The organism is Thermus sp. (assembly GCF_040290245.1).
Taxonomy (GTDB): domain Bacteria; phylum Deinococcota; class Deinococci; order Deinococcales; family Thermaceae; genus Thermus_A.
In genome coordinates, this window is record NZ_PSMQ01000013.1 from 21,856 (window position 1) to 38,222 (window position 16,367).

The following is a 16,367-nucleotide window of genomic DNA, read 5'->3' on the forward strand; positions in this document are numbered from 1 at the left end:
CCTACCTCCTGAACTCCACGGTCTCAGTGACCGTCATGGTGTCTGGAATGCCCCTCCCAGGAAGGTTGCCCGGACTCGTCCCGGTGAGGGCCACCCTCACCGCCCGAACCAGGCTGCCAATGTACTTCTCACTTCCTGGGGTGGCAGTATACCCCTGGCCGCTGAAAGCAGCTGCTGCATCCTCCAAGGTGGGGTAGAAAATCAGACGGGAGGTGAGGGAGTTGGGGTCCTCGGGCACCCCGTACCACACCTCGAGGCCGCTTACCCCAAAGGCCACGATTCCAGTCCCGCTAGGTATGCTTCCACCGTACCCAGCCGTACGGTAGAGCACCTTCTGGCTAGGGTCCAGGGGATCGGGCCTGATGAGATAGGTGGTCAGCTCAGCCTTGAACATGTAGGCGCTAGTGGTCCATTGGCCACTGATCCTGTCGCTGTTATGCTGAACCTTATCCCGGTTCGGGTTTGGGGGACCGGAGCAGGGCTGGGAATAGTTGGCCAGTAGTTGCCTCTGGGTGATCCGCAAGAGCTGCACCTGGCCACCGTTGTAAAGGAGAGCTAGATCCCCGTCTTGGAAGGTCCGGGCGTCGCATATACCGGTCTCGGCCGAATTGGTGAAGCTGTTTCCTGGAGGTTCGGCCACAGGTGTGGACTGGCCCGTGAGGACCACGATGCTCACCTGAGTGTGGTTGCTGCACGGCTTGGAGGGGTCACAAGGGGTCTGATGCCAAAGGTGCAGGTAGGCTCCAGAGCGGAGGTCTTGGGTGATGTAGTGCAAAGCGGCCCTCAGGTTCTGCTGAGTTTTCAGTCGAAGGTCCTCATGACGTTTGAAGAAAAGGGACTGGGTAAACCCATTGAGAGCTAAGACGAGCAGGACACCTAGGATGGCCAGAGTCAGCAGGGTCTCTACCAGGCTGAAACCCTTACTGGCTAATGAGCGTGCTGAGAACAAAGTTCGCTTCACCTCCTCCCGTCTTGCGGTACCAGGTGGTAACAGTCACCGTCCAGACCTGGGGTGAGGTGGCGAATGAGGTCGCCTGGACGGTAAACCTGAAGGCTCCCCACTCCTGATTCAGAATTGTTGGGTTAGGGTCTCCGGCGGCTACGAAGGTGGGGTCGCCGGCGTAATCATAGCCGTAGTTGAAGGACCTGGGAGTCGTGAAGGCGCCAAAGTCTAGGCTTTTGGCCCGAAAACGGTCCAACCAGGTCTCAGCCGCTGCGATGGCCCGGGCCCGGACGCGGTCGTCGCTGTTCATCCGCAGGCTGGAGACCACGGTGGTGGTGAAGGCCCCTGCCACCAGCCCTAGCACCACCAAGGCCACCAGCACCTCGATCAGGGTCATCCCCAGGATTCGCCGCATCCCCTCCCCCCTCATAGAAAGGCGGTCTTAACTGCTCCGGTCATGGATAGGACTAGGCGTAAGGTTCTGTTTCCGTTGGTGAGCCGGACCTCAGGGGCGCTTACTCCAGAACCCACAGTAGGGAAGCCCGGACTGATGGCCATGAGCGTTCTGGGATCAAATTCAATCCAGGCTCCAGATGGGACATTGCTGAAGGCCAAAGATGAGGGTAGAGTGCGTGTGAGGATTACGGTATAACCCGTGGGCGATGCCTTGCGTTCCACTACGTAGGTGCCCGCGTTCAGGAAACGCACCCTACAGTTGTCACCCCAGGAGAGGGCGTTGGTTCGGCAGGTCTGGAGGTCTTGTGAAAAGGTGTTGGCTGCATCCTCTAGGGTCAACTGGCGGCGCAACCCTCCTACGGTGGAAGCCACCAAGCCTACTAAAATCCCAAAGACCGAAATTACAACGAGAAGTTCCACCAAAGTAAAGCCTCTTTTCATGTTGGCCCCTCCTTATGGGAAAGGGCACATCCCCCAAATGGGGGGTAAGTCCCATGCCGAATCTATGGAGCTTTAACTCACTTCTTGCCCCTCCCGCATCCCCTGCATAGCCATATACCCTCTTCCCGACACCGACTTTCCTGACCCCTCAGCTCCCAAGGACCAGCCCGTGCGGTGCTTTCCGAAGGAAACATCCTTCAGCTTCGCCCATCGGCAAGCCACCGGTTCTTGCGCATCCCCACGATTCCCTCATACCCCAGCCGGTGGTCCCTTCCCCGTCCATCCTCCCGCAAGGGACACCTTCTGGGGACACGGAGAGGACCACCAGATGCAGGCCCCATTGGTCATGGTTGCTTTGGCCCGTTCAGCCGCACAGGGGCTACGTTCCAGGGTCAAACACCGATAGGATGGTTTTGAAAAGAGGCTTTGAGGTGGGGGCTTGGCGTCAGCCCCATAGGGGCTACCCTGCGGAGGGCCATGGGGGTGGAGACTAGGGACAGGGCCGTGGCTGTGGTCATGGCACCTGCCAGTAGGTAGGATTGCCAAAGCCCTTTCCAAGTCCCTCGGGTGTATAAGCCCTCCCGGTGCTTGCCCCTTTGGGGCAAAGCAACGGGCAAGTGCATCAGGGCAAAAAATGCGTTAGGGGTTTTCTCAGGGGCCATCTGCTTTTGTTTGGAGGATGGTCTCGATCTTGTCCAGGGCCTCCTTCGGCAGATCCACCCCCGCTGCCCCTAGGCTTTCCTGGATCTGCTCGGGCCGGGTGGCCCCAGTGATGGCGCTGGAGATCCCGGGAAGCCTGAGCACCCAGGCCAGGGCAAGTTGGGTCCGGGTAAGGCCGAGCTCGTCGGCCACCTCCTTGAGCTTAAGGACCTTCTTGCGGTTTTCCTCGGTGAGGAACCGTTCTGCGAACTGGGGGTAACGGGCAAAGCGGCTTTCCTCGGGAATGCCCTGGTCGTACCGGCCGGTCAGCATTCCCATGGCAAGGGGGCTCCAGACCACTAAGCCCATCCCAAACCGCTCCGCCTCGGGCAGGATTTCGTTTTCCACCCGCTCGCGGTAAAGCATGGAGTACTGGGGCTGTTCCACGATGGGGGGGTGGAGGCCGTTGGCCTTGGCAAAGGCCACCGCCTCAGCGATGCGGGCCGCGGGCCACTCCGAGGTGCCCCAGTAGAGGGCGTACCCCTTCTCCACAATGGTGTGCATGGCGGAGACGATCTCCTCCATGGGGACCTCGGGGTCGTAGCGATGGGCGAAGAAGAGGTCCACGTAGTCGGTCTTAAGCCGCCGAAGACTTTTGGTAATACTTTCCAAAAGATGCTTGCGGGAAAGGCCCCGGTCGTTGGGGTCCTCCGACATGGGCCAGTAGGCCTTGGTGGAGAGGACCAGGGTGTGCCGGGGGTAGTCCTTTAGGATCTCCCCCATCATCTCTTCCGCCAGGCCCCGGGCGTAAACGTCCGCGTTGTCAAAGAAGTTCACCCCGCCCTCATAGGCGATCTTCACAATCTCGCGGATGGTTTCCTTGTCCTTCACCGCGTCCCCGAAGGTGACCCAGGCTCCCAAGGCGATCTCCGAGACCTTGAGACCCCATTTGCCGAGCTTGCGGTAGCGCATAGCACCTCCCAGGAGACTCTAGCCCATCCCGGGTGAGAAGAATGTGACTGGCTGGTCAGTCTTCCGCCTCGAGCGCCCCGCCAGGGGTCTGGAAGCCGATCCTCCGGTGGGTCCCATCGCAGAAGGGTTTGTTTTCCGAGCCCCCGCAGCGGCAAAGGGCCACCGCGCCCTCCCTGATCTCCTCCTTCTCCCCCACCTGGATACGGATCCTTGCCCCGCGTATGACCAGAGGGCCGTTTTCTCGAAGCTCGATTTTCATAGGCCTATTATACGAAACCCTGCGCCGGCTTTGGAGCAGCGCCAAGGGCTCAGCCCCGGGTGGCGCAGGGCGCTCGAGTTCGCGGTACACTTTGACTTGATATGAAAACCTTCCTGCGTGTGTTGGCCGGCCTAGCCCTGGGGCTTTTGGTCTTGATCGGGCTCCTAGGGCTCTTTGGGTACCTTTACCTCCGTTCCACCTGGCCTCAGGAAACAGGACGCCTGGCCCTCAAGGGGCTTTCCGCCCCGGTCCTTGTGGAGCGGGACAGGTATGGGGTGGTCCGGGTGAAGGCGGAAAGCCTCGAGGACCTCTTCTTCGCCCAAGGGGTGGTCCATGCCCAGGAAAGGCTATGGCAGATGGAGTTCCAGCGCCGCGTGGGCCAGGGGCGGCTTTCCGAGGTCCTGGGGGAGGCCACTTTGGAGGAGGACCGGTTCCTTAGGACCTGGGGGTTCTATGAGGCAGCGAAGAGCGCCTACGCCCATCTTTACCCCGAGGAAAAGCGGGCGGTGGACGCCTACGTGGCGGGCATCAACGCCTATCTGACTAGCCGGCCGCCTTTGCCCTTGGAGTTTCGGCTCTTGGGCTTTAGGCCCGAGCCTTGGACAGGGCCTGATGTTTTGGTCTGGGCCAAGATGATGAGCTATGACCTCTCCGCCAACTGGGACCGGGAGCTCCTCCGCTACCGGCTTCTCGCCCGGGGGCTTTCCCCGGACCGGATCGCTGAGCTCCTTCCCCCTTACCCGGAGGACGCCCCCACGATCCTTCGCCACCTTCCGACTAAACCGGCTCAAGGGGAGGAAAAACCCTTAGCCGCCCTTCTGGACCTTTCCCGAAAGGTCCCTCGCTTCCTCGAGGCCTCCAACAACTGGGTGGTCTCGGGAAGCCGCACGGTCACGGGCAAGCCCTTCCTGGCCGACGACCCCCACCTGGGGCTTCAGGTCCCCTCCCTCTGGTTCCTGATGGCCCTCGAGGCCCCCGGGTACAAGGCCATCGGGGCCAGCCTTCCCGGGGTGCCCGGGATCGTCATCGGGCGGAACGAGCATATCGCCTGGGGGGTGACGAACGTGGGGGCGGATGTCCAGGACCTCTACGTGATGGAGGAAGCCCCGGGGGGGTACCGGTACAAGGGCCGGGTGGTGCCCTATGGGCTCAGGGAGGAGGTCATCCGCGTCAAGGGGGGGAAGGAGGAAAGGCTTAAGGTCCGGGAGACGGTCTACGGCCCCGTCCTCTCGGATGCCCTGAAGGAAAAGCCCGAAAAGCCCCTGGCCCTCCGCTGGGTGAGCCTGGATGAGGAGGACCACCTCCTCATGAGTTACCTAGGGGTTAACCGGGCGAAAAACTGGGAGGAGTTTCAAAAAGCGCTTTCCTACTACTCCGCCCCCAGCCAGAACTTCGTCTATGCGGACGTGGAGGGGAACATCGGCTATATGGCCCCTGGGAGGTTCCCCATCCGCAAGCCGGGCCACAGTGGGCTTTACCCGGTGCCGGGAACGGGGGAGTGGGACTGGCAGGGCTTTGTGCCCTTTGAGGCCTGGCCGCGCGTCTTTAACCCCAAGGAGGGGTACGTGGTCACCGCCAACCACCGGGTGACCCCCCCCGGCTACCCCTACACCCTGGCCCTGGAGTGGGCCGAACCCTACCGGGCCCGGCGGATAGAGGAGATGCTCCTTGCCAAGGAGAGGCTGGGCCTAGAGGACATGAAGGCCATCCAGCTGGACCAGACCTCCCTGCTCTTTCGGGACTTCCGCCCGGTCCTTCAGGCCCTTACCCCGCTTTCCGAGAAAGGCCGCACCTGGCGGGACCGCCTGCTCGCCTGGGACGGGCGGATGGAGGCCTCCTCCCTCGAGGCCACGGCCTTTGCCCTTTGGTACACCGAGCTGACCCGCCTACCGGCCCGGGAGGTGGGCCAGGCCTATTGGGACGAGCCCCGCTACCTCCTGAAGGCCCTGAAGGAGGGGGACAAAAACTGCGACCAGCCCGAAACGGAGTACCAAGAGACCTGCTTGGACTTCGCCGCCTTGGCCCTGGAGCGGGCCCTAGGCCGGTTTGCACGCCTCCCCTCCTGGGGAGAGGTCCACCAGGCCACCTTCCGGCACCCGGTCCTCTCCCACACCCCCTTGGCCCGCTTCGTCGAGCGAGGGGTGGCCTTTGGGGGGGACCGGTACACGGTCAACGTGGGCCCCTTTGACCCCAGGACGCTCCGGATGACCAAGGGCCCCAGCTACCGCCAGATCGTGGACCTTTCCGACCCCGAGGCCTCCTGGTTCCTCCACCCCATGGGCCAGTCGGGCCACCTCCTCACCCCCCATTTTGCCGATCTCCTTCCCCTATGGGGAAAAGGGGCCTACCTGCCCATGCGCTTCGCCGAGCCCCCGAGGAAGCAGCTCGTCCTGGAGCCTTTGCGCTAGTCCTCACCCCCGTTTTCCAGGGCCTGGAAGTGGGCTAAAGCCTCTTTCACCCGGGCGTGGAAGCCCATGAAGCCCTGGGGGCGCATGCCGAAAAGGAGCTCGATCGCCTGGTCCACGTTCTTCACCGCGTAGAGGTGGAACTGTCCCCTTTCCACCGCCTCCACCACCTCCCGCCTCAGGGTAAGGTGGCGGAGGTTGGCCTCGGGGAGGACCACCCCCTGGGTGTTCGTAAGGCCTTGGAGCTGGCAGAGCTGGTAAAACCCCTCCACCTTCTCCGCCACCCGGCCCACCGCCAGGACCCGGCCCGTCTGGTCGATCGCCCCCGTGACCGCCAAATCCTGCCGTAGGGGGAGGCCGCTGATGGCGGAAAGGACCGCGAGGAGCTCCGCGAGCCCCGCTGAATCCCCCTCGAGGCCCCCGTAGTTCTGTTCGAAGACCAGGCTGACGGTGGCGGAAAGCGCCCCCACCTCCGAATAGGTGCCCCGGAGGTAGCCGGCCAGGGTCAGCACGGCCTTGTGGAAGAGCTGCCCCCCCAGGCCCACCTCCCGGTCAATGGAGAGGACCCCCTCCCGTCCCGGGGCGGCCCGGGCGGTGATCCGGACCACCCTTCCCTGGGGAATGGGGCCCTCCAGGACCACCAGGCCGTTGATCTCCCCCACGGCCAGGCCCCGGGTGGAGAGGGTGAGCACCCCCTCTTCCACCTCCCTCCGGTAGGTCTCCTCCTCCAGGGCAAACCGCTCCTCCCTAGCCCTTAAGGCCTTTTCCACCCCTTCTCGGCCCACCGGGTCCTGGTGGGCCTGGGCCTCTTTGGCGAGGTCCAGAAGGTAGAAGAGGCGGGCGTCCATCCGGTCTAGGTGCTCCGCCCGCCGCCGGGCCTCGTCCACGAGGGCGGCGAGCCCATACGGGGTGAGGCGGACGCCCTGGGCCTCGAGGAAGCCTCCAAGCTGGGCGGCGTTTTCCTCGGTATAGGGTAGATCAGGACTGAACTCCACGCGGATCTTGAACAGTTCTAAAAACTCCTCGTCCTCCTCCAATAGGGCAAAGACCTCCGGCGGACCCACCAGGAAGACCTGGGCGGTGAGGGGGGCGGGCCTGATCTTTGGCCCCTTGGCCTCCAGGCGCCGGATGGGCTCCACCTCCTTCTGCCTTAGGGCCTGTTTGAGCAGGGGGTAGCTCCCGTACTCCAGCACCTTGGCCGCCTCGAGGACCAGAAACCCCCCGGTGGCCCGGTGGAGGGCCCCCGCCTGGAGGAGGCCTAAGTGGGTGGAAACCCCCCCGTCCTTCTGCTCGTACTCCAGATGGCCAAAAAGCCTTTCCGGAGTGGGGATGGGCTCATAGACCAGCCTTTCCTTCTCCTCCACAAGAAGCCGGGGCAGGACCTCCTCCAGGACCACCTCCTCTTCCAGGGCCGCGGCCAGGAGGAGGCGCTCAAAGAGCCAGTCCAGATACCGGCCCGCCTGGGGGAAGGCCTTCTTGAGCCGCTCCACCCTGGGGGCCAGAAGGCGTTCGGCGTACCCCCGGCGTAGGGCCGCCACCTCCGCCTGGGCTTTCTGGGCGGCCTCGAGGTAGGCCAAAACCGTCTCCTCCAACCTCAGGGAAAGCTCGGTGGGCAAGGGGCCCTGGCCGGAAAGCTTAAGCCCCTCCTCGTTCTCCTCCAAGATGTACCCGTGGCGCTGGGCCTCCTCGGCCAGGGCTTGTAGCAGCCTTTCCGCCTCCCTCCGGTGCCGGGCCTCCGCCAAGGTCTTGGCGTAGAGGAAGGCCCGCTCCCGGAAGAGGGCGGGGGAGAACTCGCCAAGAAGGGCCTCCACCCCTTCCAGAAGCCCCCGGCCCGCCCCCGGGGGAAGGAGGACCGGGGCCCCCTCGTTTCCCAAGGGAAGGTAGACCAGGTCCAAGGCCTCCACGGGCCGGGTTTTAAGGAGGGCCTCGAGGTGGTGGCGTTTGCCCAGGCCGCTTGGGCCCACCAAATAGGCGTGGGCCTTGAGCCTTAGGGCGTCCTCGAGGGCCCTAAGGGCCCGCTCCTGTCCAAAGAAGGGCCGGGGGGGTTTGGGGTGGATGGGGGGGGTGGACCACTGGACCGCCCGCACCTGCATGGCCTCTACTATACTGGGGCCAAAGGGGGGATCTTCGTGAAGCCTCGAGTCTTGGGAATGATTCTGGCGGGAGGCCAGGGAAGCCGTCTATACCCCCTCACGGCTAAACGGGCCAAGCCCGCGGTGCCCTTCGGGGCCAAGTACCGGATCATCGATTTTGTATTAAACAACTTTGTCAACTCCGGGATTTACGGGATCTACGTCCTCACCCAGTTCAAGGCCCAGTCCCTCACCGAGCATATCCAGCGCTACTGGCGCTTCGGGGCCTTTTTGGATGACCATTTTATCCTCCTGGTGCCCGCCCAGATGTACCGGTATGAGGAGCTGGGCCCCGTCTGGTACCGGGGCACCGCGGACGCGATCTATCAGAACCTCCACCTGGTCCACAACCATGCCCCCGAGGCGGTGGCCATCTTCGGGGGGGACCACATCTTCAAGATGAACGTCATGCACATGGTGGAGTACCACCTGGAAAAAAGGGCGGACATCACCGTTGCCGCGTATCCGGTTCCCCTGAAGGAGGCGGGCCGTTTCGGCGTCCTCCAGGTGGACGCCGGGTGGCGCATCACCGAGTTCCAGGAGAAGCCCCAGAACCCTAGGCCCATCCCCAGCCGGCCGGAGTGGGCCTTGGCCTCCATGGGGAACTACCTCTTCCGCACCGAGGCGCTGTTTGAGCTCTTGGAGGCGGATGCCAAGGACACCACGAGCAGCCACGACTTCGGAAAGGACATCCTTCCCCGCGCCTTGAAGGAGGGGTACAGCGTCTACGCCTACGACTTCCGCCGCAACCCCATCCCCGGCCAGGAGGGGGAGAACACCTACTGGCGGGACGTGGGGACCCTGGACGCCTACTTTGAAGCCAGCATGGACCTGGTCAAGGTGGTGCCGGAGTTTGACCTCTTCAACCCAGAATGGCCCTTGCGCACCGCCAACCTCTTCAGCCCCCCGGCCAAGTTCGTCCACGAGACGGGGGAGCGGGTGGGCCGGGCCCTGAATAGCCTTCTGGCGGGTGGGGTGATCGTGAGCGGGGGGACGGTGCGGGAAAGCGTCCTTTTCCGGCGGGTCCGGGTGAACTCCTACGCCTTGGTGGAGCGCTCTGTCCTTTTCGACGACGTGGAGGTGGGCCGGTACTGCCGGATCAAGAACGCCATCGTGGACAAGAACGTCAAGATCCCACCCCATACCGAGATCGGCTACGACCTGGAGGAGGACCGGGCCCGGGGGTTCACGGTGACCCCCGAGGGGGTGGTGGTGGTGCCCAAGGGGTATCGGTTTTGAGCATGGAGCATCCGGGTAAAGCCTTCTACCGCCTGAGCCGGCTTAAGCCAGGGGACGAGCTGCCCATGAGGAAGCTCCCCGCGGCCAAGGTCTACGCCACCCCTTTGGAGACCCAGGCCCTTCCCCCGCCCCGCCTGGAAGGGGGGGCACCCTTGTGGCGGGTTCTGGCCCGGCTTGCCCCTAGGCTTCCCGAGGTGGGCTCCTCCTTGAGCCTGGCGGAGGTTTCCCAGCTCTTGATGGCTTTGGCCTCGCGCAACAGCGAGGCTCTGGGCCAGAAGGATCAGGGCCGCCTCTACCCCTCCGCCGGCGGGGCCTACCCCCTTGAGGCCTACCTGGTGGTCCAGGAGGTCCAAGGGGTCTTCCCAGGGGTCTACCACTACTTCCCCAAGGAGCACCAGCTTTTTCAGATCGCCCCCAGGCCGGACTTCCTCCGGCTCAAGGCCGCCCTTTTGGACCTTCCCCTGGAAAAGGCCGCCGCCCTCCTGGTCCTTACGCTGGTTCCAGAGCGAAGCGCCGCGCTGTTTGGCCTTAGGGGGTATCGGTACGCCCTCTTGGAGGCGGGGTACGCCGCGGGCCTCCTCCTCCTGGCCGCCACGGGGCTTGGGGTGGCGGCCTACCCCGCCGAGACCTTTTACGATGAGGAGGTGGGCCAGGTCCTCGGCCTCAAGGAGGGCGAGTACACTGGCCTAGTGATTCTTCTTGGGCGTTGATTTATGGCGCGCATCCTATTGGTGGAGGACGATCCGCAGATTGGCCAGCTGGTCCAACGATTTCTGAGCTCGGAGGGCCACAAGGTGGCCTGGGCCAAGACGGGCAGGGAGGCTTTGGAGGCTGAGCTTCCGGACCTTTTGGTCCTAGACCGGGGGCTTCCAGATGCGGAGGGCCTCGAGGTCCTGAAGGCCTTCCGGGAGCTCGACCCCCTCCTCCCCGCCCTCGTCCTCACGGGCCGTTCGGACGAGGAAAGCCGGGTGGAGGGGCTCCTTTCGGGGGCCGATGACTACCTGGGCAAGCCCTTTTCCCTCAAGGAGCTTTCCGCCCGCATCCAGGCCCTTCTGCGCCGGGCGGGGAAGGAGGGGGCCAGGCGGTACGGGGCTTTGGAGCTGGACTTTTCCCGGCAGGAGGCCCGGCTTTTCGGCGAGCCTTTGCGGCTTTCCCCCAGGGAGCGGGCCCTCCTCTTCACCCTGGCCAGCGCCCCGGGGAGGGTCTACAGCCGAGAGGAGCTTTTGGAAAGGGTTTGGGGCCTCGAGTTCGAGGGGGAGGAGCGGGTGGTGGACGCCTATATCCGCCTCCTCCGGAAGAAGCTGCAGGACGACCCCAAAGCCCCAAGGTTCATCGAGACGGTGGTGGGCCTGGGCTACCGGTTTTTGGGCTGAGTTTTTGCGCGCCTTTCACAGCCCCCTAAAGGGAGGCTTTCCCGCGAGGTGGTGCGGGCCTTCAGGGCCGGGCTTCTTAGGAACCGGAGGCGGAAGACCGCGTAGACTTAGGAGGTGGTTCGGCTCTTCGTCTACGGCACCCTGAAGCGGGGAGGACGGAACCACGGCCTGGTGGCGGACCGCCTCCAGGGGGTCATCCCGGGGTTTGTGGAGGGGTACCGGCTTTTCCACCTCGAGAAGGGCCGTCCTTACCCTTATCCTGGCATGGTCCCGGGCCAGGCCGGGTCTACGGGGAGGTCCTCCTCCTTCCGGAAGAGGTCCTGCCCCTTATCGACGACCTCGAGGACGAGGGGGTGGAGTACCAGCGAAGGAGGGTGACCGTCCAGACGGAAAAGGGCCCCCTCGAGGCCTGGACCTACCTCTACCTGGGGGACCTTTCCCAGGCCGTGCCTCTGCCGGAGGGGGTCTGGCCTATAGTGGAACCGTGAGGGTGCTCATGGTGGCCGCCGAGGCCTTCCCCCTTCTGAAGGTGGGGGGGCTTGCGGATGTGGTGGGGGCGTTGCCCAAGGCGCTTAAGCCCCTGGGCGTGGAGGCCACGGTGCTGATCCCCTGGGTTCCCTGGGTGGAGGCCCAGGCCGTGGGGGAGGTGGGCTTTTCCTTTGCGGGGAAGGAGGAGCGGGCGGCCTTGGGGGAGCGGGTGGAAGGGGGGGTGCGGTTTTGGCTGCTCGGCCTTCCCGACTTCAAGAGGGAGCGGCTTTACGGCTACCCGGACGACGTGCGCCGCTTCGTTCGCTTTGCCCTTGCGGCCCGGGGCCTCGCTCCAGGGTTTGACCTTCTGCACCTTCACGACTGGCCCGCGGCCCTCCTGGCCCTCTATGGCTTTCCCACCGTCTACACCATCCACAACCTGGCCCACCAGGGCCTTTGGGACCCTGGGGAGTTCTTCCACTGGACCGGACTTCCATGGAATCTTTTCCATATGGAGGGGCTCGAGTTTTACGGTCAAGTCAACCTGATGAAAGGGGGGATCGTCTTTGCCCAGAGGGTGACCACGGTCTCCCCGAGCTACATGGAGGAGATCCAGACCCCGGAGTTCGGGGAGGGGCTGGATGGGGTCTTGCGGCGGCACCGGCCCAAGCTCCGGGGAATCCTAAACGGCCTGGACACCCTTTACTGGGACCCTAAGGCCGACCCGCACCTCCCCTTTCCCTACGGGGACTGGGCGGGAAAGGCCCGGATGGAGGCCCATCTGGCCGAGGCTTTGGGGCTTAAGCCCCCGGTTTTGGGGGTGGTGGGCCGGCTGGTCCACCAGAAGGGGCTGGACCTGGTCCTCGAGGCCCTGCCCCGCCTTCTGGAGCTGGGCTACAGCCTCGCGGTCTTGGGAAGCGGTGAGGAGGCTTTGGAGGAGGGGTTTGCTCGGGCCATGCGCGAGAGGCCGGGCCGGGTCTACTTTCAAAGGGGGTACGATGAGGCCCTGGCCCACTGGATCTACGCGGGAAGCCACACCTTCTTGATGCCCTCCCGGTTTGAGCCCTGCGGCCTTTCCCAGATGATCGCCATGCGCTACGGCACCCCGCCCGTGGCCCGAAAGGTGGGGGGGCTTAAGGACACGGTCCAAGACGGAAGGACCGGTGTCCTTTTTGACTCGGCCCATCCGGAAGGGCTCCTTTCTGGCCTCTGCCGCCTCGAGCACCTGGACCGGGGCGCCCTGGGCCAGGCGGGGATGGCCAAGGACTTTTCCTGGGCGAAACCGGCCCAGGCTTATCTGGAGGTGTACCGGGAAGTATGCGCCTAGACGATCTGGAAGCCCTTTACAAGGAGGCCCTGGCCAAAGGGGAAGGGAGGGAAGCGTTGGAGGTTCTTTTAAGGGTGCGAAACCACCTGCGCGCCCGGCGCTACCAGGAGGCCTTGGCCCTTTTGGAAGGGGAGAAGGAGGCCCTGGGCAAAGCCGAGGCCCTTTCGCCCCTCTTTGCCCCCGAGGCCCTTGCCCAGGGGATCCGGGCGCTGGAGGAGAGGCCGGAGGCCTTTTTGGACCACCCCCTTCTGGGGGCCGAGGCGTGGAACCTCCTGGGCCTGAAGCGGCTGGACGAGCGGAGGGAGGCGGAGGCCGCCTTTAAAGAGGCCCTGGCCCGGGACAAGGGGCACTTAAGGGCCTTGGTGAACCTGGGGAACCTCCGCCTCGAGGAAGGCCAGGTGGACGAGGCCATCCGGCTGTATCAGGAGGCCCTCCGCCTGGACCCCGACTTCCCCCAGGCCCACCACAACCTGGCCGCCGCCTACCGGAGGAAGGGCCAACTGGACAAGGCGGTCTTCCACCTGAAAAAGAGCCAGCGCCTTTTGATGCGCCCCCCCTCAGAAGGTCGGATGGGGAGGCGGCTTCCCTTCTGGGTCTGGCTCCTTTTGCTCGCCGCCTTCCTCTACCTTTTGCGTCCAAAGCCTTAGGGCTTGGTCTAGCGCCTCCAGGCTTCTTCCCTGGGAAAGAAGCCTGCGCCAGGATCTTCCCTGGGGCACGCCCCGGAACAGGTTGAGCAGGTGGCGGAGCACCGCCCAAGGCGGGGTGCCCTTGAGGAGCTCCTCCTCCAGATAGGCCCGCATCCTCTGGGCCACCTCGAGCCGGCTTGGCCTATGGGGCAGGCCGAAGACATGGGGGTCCACCTCGGCCAGGCGGAAAGGGTCCTCGTAGACCGCCCGGCCCATCATCACCCCGTCCAGGTGCTCGAGGTGGAGGAGCGCCTCCTTGAGGGTCTGGATCCCACCGTTGGATATCAAGGTCAGCCAGGGAAAATTCCGCTTGAGCTGGTGAACCCAGGCGTGCCGAAGGGGTGGGATCTTCCGGTTGGCCCGGGGGGAAAGGGAAAGAAGGGTGCTTCGGGCATGGAGGATGTAGACCCCCACCCCCGTTTTCGCGAAGGTCTCCACTGTTTTGGCGAGCCCAAGGTAGGTTTCCTGCCCCTCCAGCCCCAGGCGCATCTTCACGCTGACCGGCAGCCGGACCGCCTCTCTAAGGGCCAAAAGAAGCTCCGCCACCCGGTGGGGGTCGCGGAGAAGACAGGCTCCAAATCCGGCCTTTTGGGCCTTCTCCGAAGGACAGCCCAGGTTCAGGTTGATCTCGTCGTAGCCCAAGGTCTCCCCCACCCGGGCCGCCTGGGCGAGGGTAAGGGGGTTGCTGCCCGCAAGCTGAAGGGCCAAGGGACGTTCCTGGGGATGGAAGGCAAGGAGGCGGTGGGCGTCCCCGAAAACCACCGACTGGTCTACCACCATCTCGGTGTAGAGCCGGGTCTTCCGGGTGATCTGGCGGATTAGGAACCGGAAGTGCCGGTCCGTCCGGCCCACCATCGGGGCCACGCAGAGCCTATCCACGCAGGGCTTCCTCCGGCGGGATGGGCCTGGGCATGCGGAAGGCCACCTCCTCCGGCTCCCCCTCTTCCAGGACCTCGAGGCCTGGGTTTCGGGCCCGGAAGTAGGTCACCACCTCCTGGACCAGGTCCTCTGGGGTGCTGGCCGCGGAGGTCACCCCTACCCGGCGCACCCCCTGGAGCCACTCCTCCTTGAGCTCCTGGACGCTTTCGATGGCATGGGCCCGGCCCACCAGGCGCTGGGCCAGTTCAAACAGCCGCATCCCGTTGGAGGAGTGGGGACTCGTGAGGACCAAAAAAAGGTCGACCTTAGGGGCGATCCGCCGCACCGCCTCCTGGCGGTTTTGCGTGGCGTAGCAGAGGTCCTTCCGTTTGGGGACGACCAGGTTTGGGAAGCGCTCCTTGAGGAGGGCGATGGTGGCCAGGGTGTCGTCCACGCTCAAGGTGGTCTGGGTGAGGACGACCACCCTCTCGGGGTCCGGGACCTCCACCGAGCGTGGGTCGGCCAGGCGGGGGTCCTTGCCCACATGGGTGTGGACGGCCACCAGAATGGTCCGTTCCGGGGCCTCGCCATAGGTGCCCTTGATCTCCTGATGCTCCGAGGAGTCCCCGATGAGGAGGATCCAGTACCCCTCCTGGGCGTAGCGACGGGCCTCGGTGTGGACCTTGGTCACGAGGGGGCAGGTGGCGTCCAGAAGGGTCAGGCCCATCTGGGCGGCCTCCTTGCGGACCCCGGGGGGGTGGCCGTGGGCGGAGAAGACGATGGTGTTGGCCAGGGGCCTGGAGGCCCTTAAGGCTTCCACCTCCTTGAGTTCCTCCACGAAGTGCACCCCCTTGGCCCGGAGCCGTTCCACCACCGTCCGGTTGTGGACGATCTCGTGGTAGACCACAAGCTCCCCTTGGTCTTGGAGTTCCTCCGCGGCCCGCTCCACGGCCTCGATCGCCATGACCACGCCCGCGCAGAACCCCCGGGGCCGGGCCAGGATAAGGGTCTCCACCATGCCTTTCATTCTAAGGGCCCTCCCGTTCTGGGTTTGTGGGGCGGCCCTTAAAGGGCGGCGTACCTCCCCCCGGGGAGGGTCTGGGCCAGCCCTTTTAGCTCCAACGCGGTGAGGAGGGCTAAAACCTCGCTTGCCGCGAGGCCGGTTCGAAGGGCGAGCTCCTCAGGCAGGGCTTGCCCGAGCGATCTCAGCGCCTCGTAGAGGACGGCTTCCTCCTGGGAAAGGGAAGGTTTGGGCCTTTGGGCTCCGGAAAGCCTCAGGTAGTCCAAAAGGTCCTCGGGGGAAAGCACCGGGTAGGCCCCGTCCTGGATGAGGCGGTTGGCCCCCTGGGAGTTCTTGTCCGTGGGCCTTCCTGGAACCGCCAAGACCTCCTTGCCGAGCTCCAGGGCGTGACGGGCGGTGATGAGGGCCCCGCTTTCCTCCCCCGCCTCCACCACCACCACCGCCTTGGCCAAGGCGGCGATGAGCCGATTCCTTCGGGGGAAGAACTCCGGCCTGGGGCCGGTTCCAAAGGGGAACTCAGAGAGGAGGTCCATCCGGCTGGCCAGGTGCTGGTGCTCCGGCGGATAGATCCGGTCCAGGCCGCTCCCCAAAACCCCCAAGGTGCGCCCGCCGGCCTCGAGGGCCCCCAGGTGGGCCTCCGCGTCGATGCCCCGGGCCAGGCCGGAGACCACCCACGCCCCGGCTTCCGCCAGGGCCCTGGCCAGCCCCCGGGTGAAGGCCCGGGCCCAGGGGGAGGCCCGCCGGGCCCCCACCAGGGCCACCCCCTCTTCCGGGAGTTCCCCTTTCACATAGACGTGCGTGGGGGGCTGGGGAAGGATGCGAAGGGATTGGGGGAAGTCCTCGTCCCAAAGGCCCAGGATACGCGCGCCCAGGGCTTTTGCCCGTTCCCTTTCCCTTTTGGCCCTTTCCTCCATTCCGTTCCTCCAGGCGGCAAAAAGCCTGTGCTCGGCCTTTAGGGCCTCCAGAGGGTCTTCGGATTGCAAGAGGTCCAGAAGACGTTTGGGACCGATCCCCGGGGTGAGGGCCAGGGCAAGGGGGTCCACGGGACTGGAGTATACTGGAAAGTCGTGGGCGAGTCGAACGAGGGCAAAACCTACTCCGGTTTCGTGGCCATCGTGGGCAAGCCCAACGTGGGCAAGTCCACGCTT

Annotated in this window: 16 protein-coding genes and 2 pseudogenes; 8 read left to right on the top strand and 10 right to left on the bottom strand. The window is 64.8% G+C overall.

All coding sequences use genetic code 11. The features are described 5' to 3' along the window. Position 1: 1 nt before the first annotated feature. The 6 genes and pseudogenes from C4301_RS03300 to C4301_RS03325 all read right to left on the bottom strand — a co-directional run bounded on the left by C4301_RS03300 (position 2) and on the right by C4301_RS03325 (position 3,710). Positions 2-676, bottom strand: coding sequence for a hypothetical protein (locus C4301_RS03300; protein WP_352413704.1), 675 nt, complete (start codon positions 674-676; stop codon positions 2-4). Positions 677-859: 183 nt separating this feature from the next. Beyond that, positions 860-961 (bottom strand): annotated as a pseudogene (locus tag C4301_RS03305) (prepilin-type N-terminal cleavage/methylation domain-containing protein); the annotation flags it as partial. Beyond that, positions 921-1,358 carry a prepilin-type N-terminal cleavage/methylation domain-containing protein gene (locus tag C4301_RS03310; RefSeq protein ID WP_352413688.1) on the bottom strand — a complete coding sequence of 146 codons (438 nt, stop codon included), beginning with the start codon at positions 1,356-1,358 and terminating at the stop codon, positions 921-923. The gene C4301_RS03310 and the pseudogene C4301_RS03305, both read right to left, overlap by 41 nt. An 11-nt stretch (positions 1,359-1,369) precedes the next feature. Further along, entirely contained in the window at positions 1,370-1,840 is a 471-nt protein-coding gene (locus C4301_RS03315; protein WP_352413689.1) for a prepilin-type N-terminal cleavage/methylation domain-containing protein, read from the bottom strand. A 651-nt stretch (positions 1,841-2,491) separates the two neighbouring features. Beyond that, on the bottom strand, positions 2,492-3,451 hold the full coding sequence (locus C4301_RS03320; protein WP_352413690.1) for an aldo/keto reductase family protein: 960 nt from the start codon (positions 3,449-3,451) through the stop codon (positions 2,492-2,494). A gap of 55 nt (positions 3,452-3,506) precedes the next feature. After that, positions 3,507-3,710, bottom strand: a complete 204-nt coding sequence (locus C4301_RS03325) for a CDGSH iron-sulfur domain-containing protein (RefSeq protein WP_352413691.1) — start codon at positions 3,708-3,710, stop codon at positions 3,507-3,509. A 101-nt stretch (positions 3,711-3,811) separates the two neighbouring features. Here C4301_RS03325 and C4301_RS03330 point away from each other — a divergent pair, with 101 nt between their 5' ends. Continuing rightward, positions 3,812-6,118 carry a penicillin acylase family protein gene (locus C4301_RS03330; protein WP_352413692.1) on the top strand — a complete coding sequence of 769 codons (2,307 nt, stop codon included), beginning with the start codon at positions 3,812-3,814 and terminating at the stop codon, positions 6,116-6,118. Here the strand turns inward: C4301_RS03330 and C4301_RS03335 are convergent. After that, positions 6,115-8,208: an AAA family ATPase gene (locus C4301_RS03335; RefSeq protein ID WP_352413693.1), complete on the bottom strand. Its 2,094-nt coding sequence runs from the start codon at positions 8,206-8,208 to the stop codon at positions 6,115-6,117. The genes C4301_RS03330 and C4301_RS03335 overlap by 4 nt on opposite strands. A 36-nt stretch (positions 8,209-8,244) precedes the next feature. Here C4301_RS03335 and glgC point away from each other — a divergent pair, with 36 nt between their 5' ends. From glgC to C4301_RS03365, 6 genes and pseudogenes are all read left to right on the top strand, one after another. Then, positions 8,245-9,486 carry a glucose-1-phosphate adenylyltransferase gene (glgC, locus tag C4301_RS03340; RefSeq protein WP_352413694.1) on the top strand — a complete coding sequence of 414 codons (1,242 nt, stop codon included), beginning with the start codon at positions 8,245-8,247 and terminating at the stop codon, positions 9,484-9,486. Between the two features lie 2 nt (positions 9,487-9,488). Further along, entirely contained in the window at positions 9,489-10,196 is a 708-nt protein-coding gene (locus C4301_RS03345) for a SagB/ThcOx family dehydrogenase (protein WP_352413695.1), read from the top strand. Between the two features lie 3 nt (positions 10,197-10,199). After that, entirely contained in the window at positions 10,200-10,859 is a 660-nt protein-coding gene (locus C4301_RS03350) for a response regulator transcription factor (protein ID WP_352413696.1), read from the top strand. A 171-nt stretch (positions 10,860-11,030) separates the two neighbouring features. Then, a pseudogene (locus C4301_RS03355) lies at positions 11,031-11,347 on the top strand (gamma-glutamylcyclotransferase). An 8-nt stretch (positions 11,348-11,355) separates the two neighbouring features. Next, the gene (locus C4301_RS03360) at positions 11,356-12,654 is read left to right on the top strand and encodes a glycogen synthase (RefSeq protein ID WP_352413701.1); all 1,299 of its coding nucleotides are present in this window, start codon (positions 11,356-11,358) and stop codon (positions 12,652-12,654) included. Beyond that, positions 12,645-13,301, top strand: a complete 657-nt coding sequence (locus tag C4301_RS03365; RefSeq protein WP_352413697.1) for a tetratricopeptide repeat protein — start codon at positions 12,645-12,647, stop codon at positions 13,299-13,301. The genes C4301_RS03360 and C4301_RS03365 overlap by 10 nt, the downstream gene beginning before the upstream one ends. On the opposite strand, the gene dusA is transcribed toward C4301_RS03365, so the two are convergent. Genes dusA through dprA form a run of 3 tightly spaced genes read right to left on the bottom strand, consistent with a single transcriptional unit; the run spans position 13,212 to position 16,262 of the window. Then, the gene (gene dusA, locus C4301_RS03370; protein WP_352413702.1) at positions 13,212-14,195 is read right to left on the bottom strand and encodes a tRNA dihydrouridine(20/20a) synthase DusA; all 984 of its coding nucleotides are present in this window, start codon (positions 14,193-14,195) and stop codon (positions 13,212-13,214) included. The two genes, C4301_RS03365 and dusA, sit on opposite strands and share 90 nt — an antisense overlap. A 16-nt stretch (positions 14,196-14,211) precedes the next feature. Beyond that, positions 14,212-15,225 carry a 4-hydroxy-3-methylbut-2-enyl diphosphate reductase gene (ispH, locus tag C4301_RS03375; protein WP_352413698.1) on the bottom strand — a complete coding sequence of 338 codons (1,014 nt, stop codon included), beginning with the start codon at positions 15,223-15,225 and terminating at the stop codon, positions 14,212-14,214. Positions 15,226-15,263: 38 nt separating this feature from the next. Then, positions 15,264-16,262: a DNA-processing protein DprA gene (gene dprA / locus C4301_RS03380; protein ID WP_352413699.1), complete on the bottom strand. Its 999-nt coding sequence runs from the start codon at positions 16,260-16,262 to the stop codon at positions 15,264-15,266. 24 nt (positions 16,263-16,286) lie between these two features. Here dprA and C4301_RS03385 point away from each other — a divergent pair. Further along, on the top strand, positions 16,287-16,367 hold an 81-nt coding region (locus tag C4301_RS03385; protein WP_352413703.1), incomplete at its 3' end, for a GTPase.

Excerpts from the sequence above, each read along its gene's own strand:
- C4301_RS03310 (WP_352413688.1), bottom strand. The coding sequence starts at position 1,358 with ATGCGGCGAATCCTGGGGATGACCCTGATCGAGGTGCTGGTGGCCTTG.
- C4301_RS03315 (WP_352413689.1), bottom strand. The coding sequence starts at position 1,840 with ATGAAAAGAGGCTTTACTTTGGTGGAACTTCTCGTTGTAATTTCGGTC.
- C4301_RS03320 (WP_352413690.1), bottom strand. The coding sequence starts at position 3,451 with ATGCGCTACCGCAAGCTCGGCAAATGGGGTCTCAAGGTCTCGGAGATC.
- C4301_RS03325 (WP_352413691.1), bottom strand. The coding sequence starts at position 3,710 with ATGAAAATCGAGCTTCGAGAAAACGGCCCTCTGGTCATACGCGGGGCA.
- C4301_RS03330 (WP_352413692.1), top strand. The coding sequence starts at position 3,812 with ATGAAAACCTTCCTGCGTGTGTTGGCCGGCCTAGCCCTGGGGCTTTTG.
- C4301_RS03335 (WP_352413693.1), bottom strand. The coding sequence starts at position 8,208 with ATGCAGGTGCGGGCGGTCCAGTGGTCCACCCCCCCCATCCACCCCAAA.
- C4301_RS03345 (WP_352413695.1), top strand. The coding sequence starts at position 9,489 with ATGGAGCATCCGGGTAAAGCCTTCTACCGCCTGAGCCGGCTTAAGCCA.
- C4301_RS03350 (WP_352413696.1), top strand. The coding sequence starts at position 10,200 with ATGGCGCGCATCCTATTGGTGGAGGACGATCCGCAGATTGGCCAGCTG.
- C4301_RS03360 (WP_352413701.1), top strand. The coding sequence starts at position 11,356 with ATGGTGGCCGCCGAGGCCTTCCCCCTTCTGAAGGTGGGGGGGCTTGCG.
- C4301_RS03365 (WP_352413697.1), top strand. The coding sequence starts at position 12,645 with ATGCGCCTAGACGATCTGGAAGCCCTTTACAAGGAGGCCCTGGCCAAA.
- dusA (WP_352413702.1), bottom strand. The coding sequence starts at position 14,195 with ATGGTGGGCCGGACGGACCGGCACTTCCGGTTCCTAATCCGCCAGATC.
- ispH (WP_352413698.1), bottom strand. The coding sequence starts at position 15,225 with ATGAAAGGCATGGTGGAGACCCTTATCCTGGCCCGGCCCCGGGGGTTC.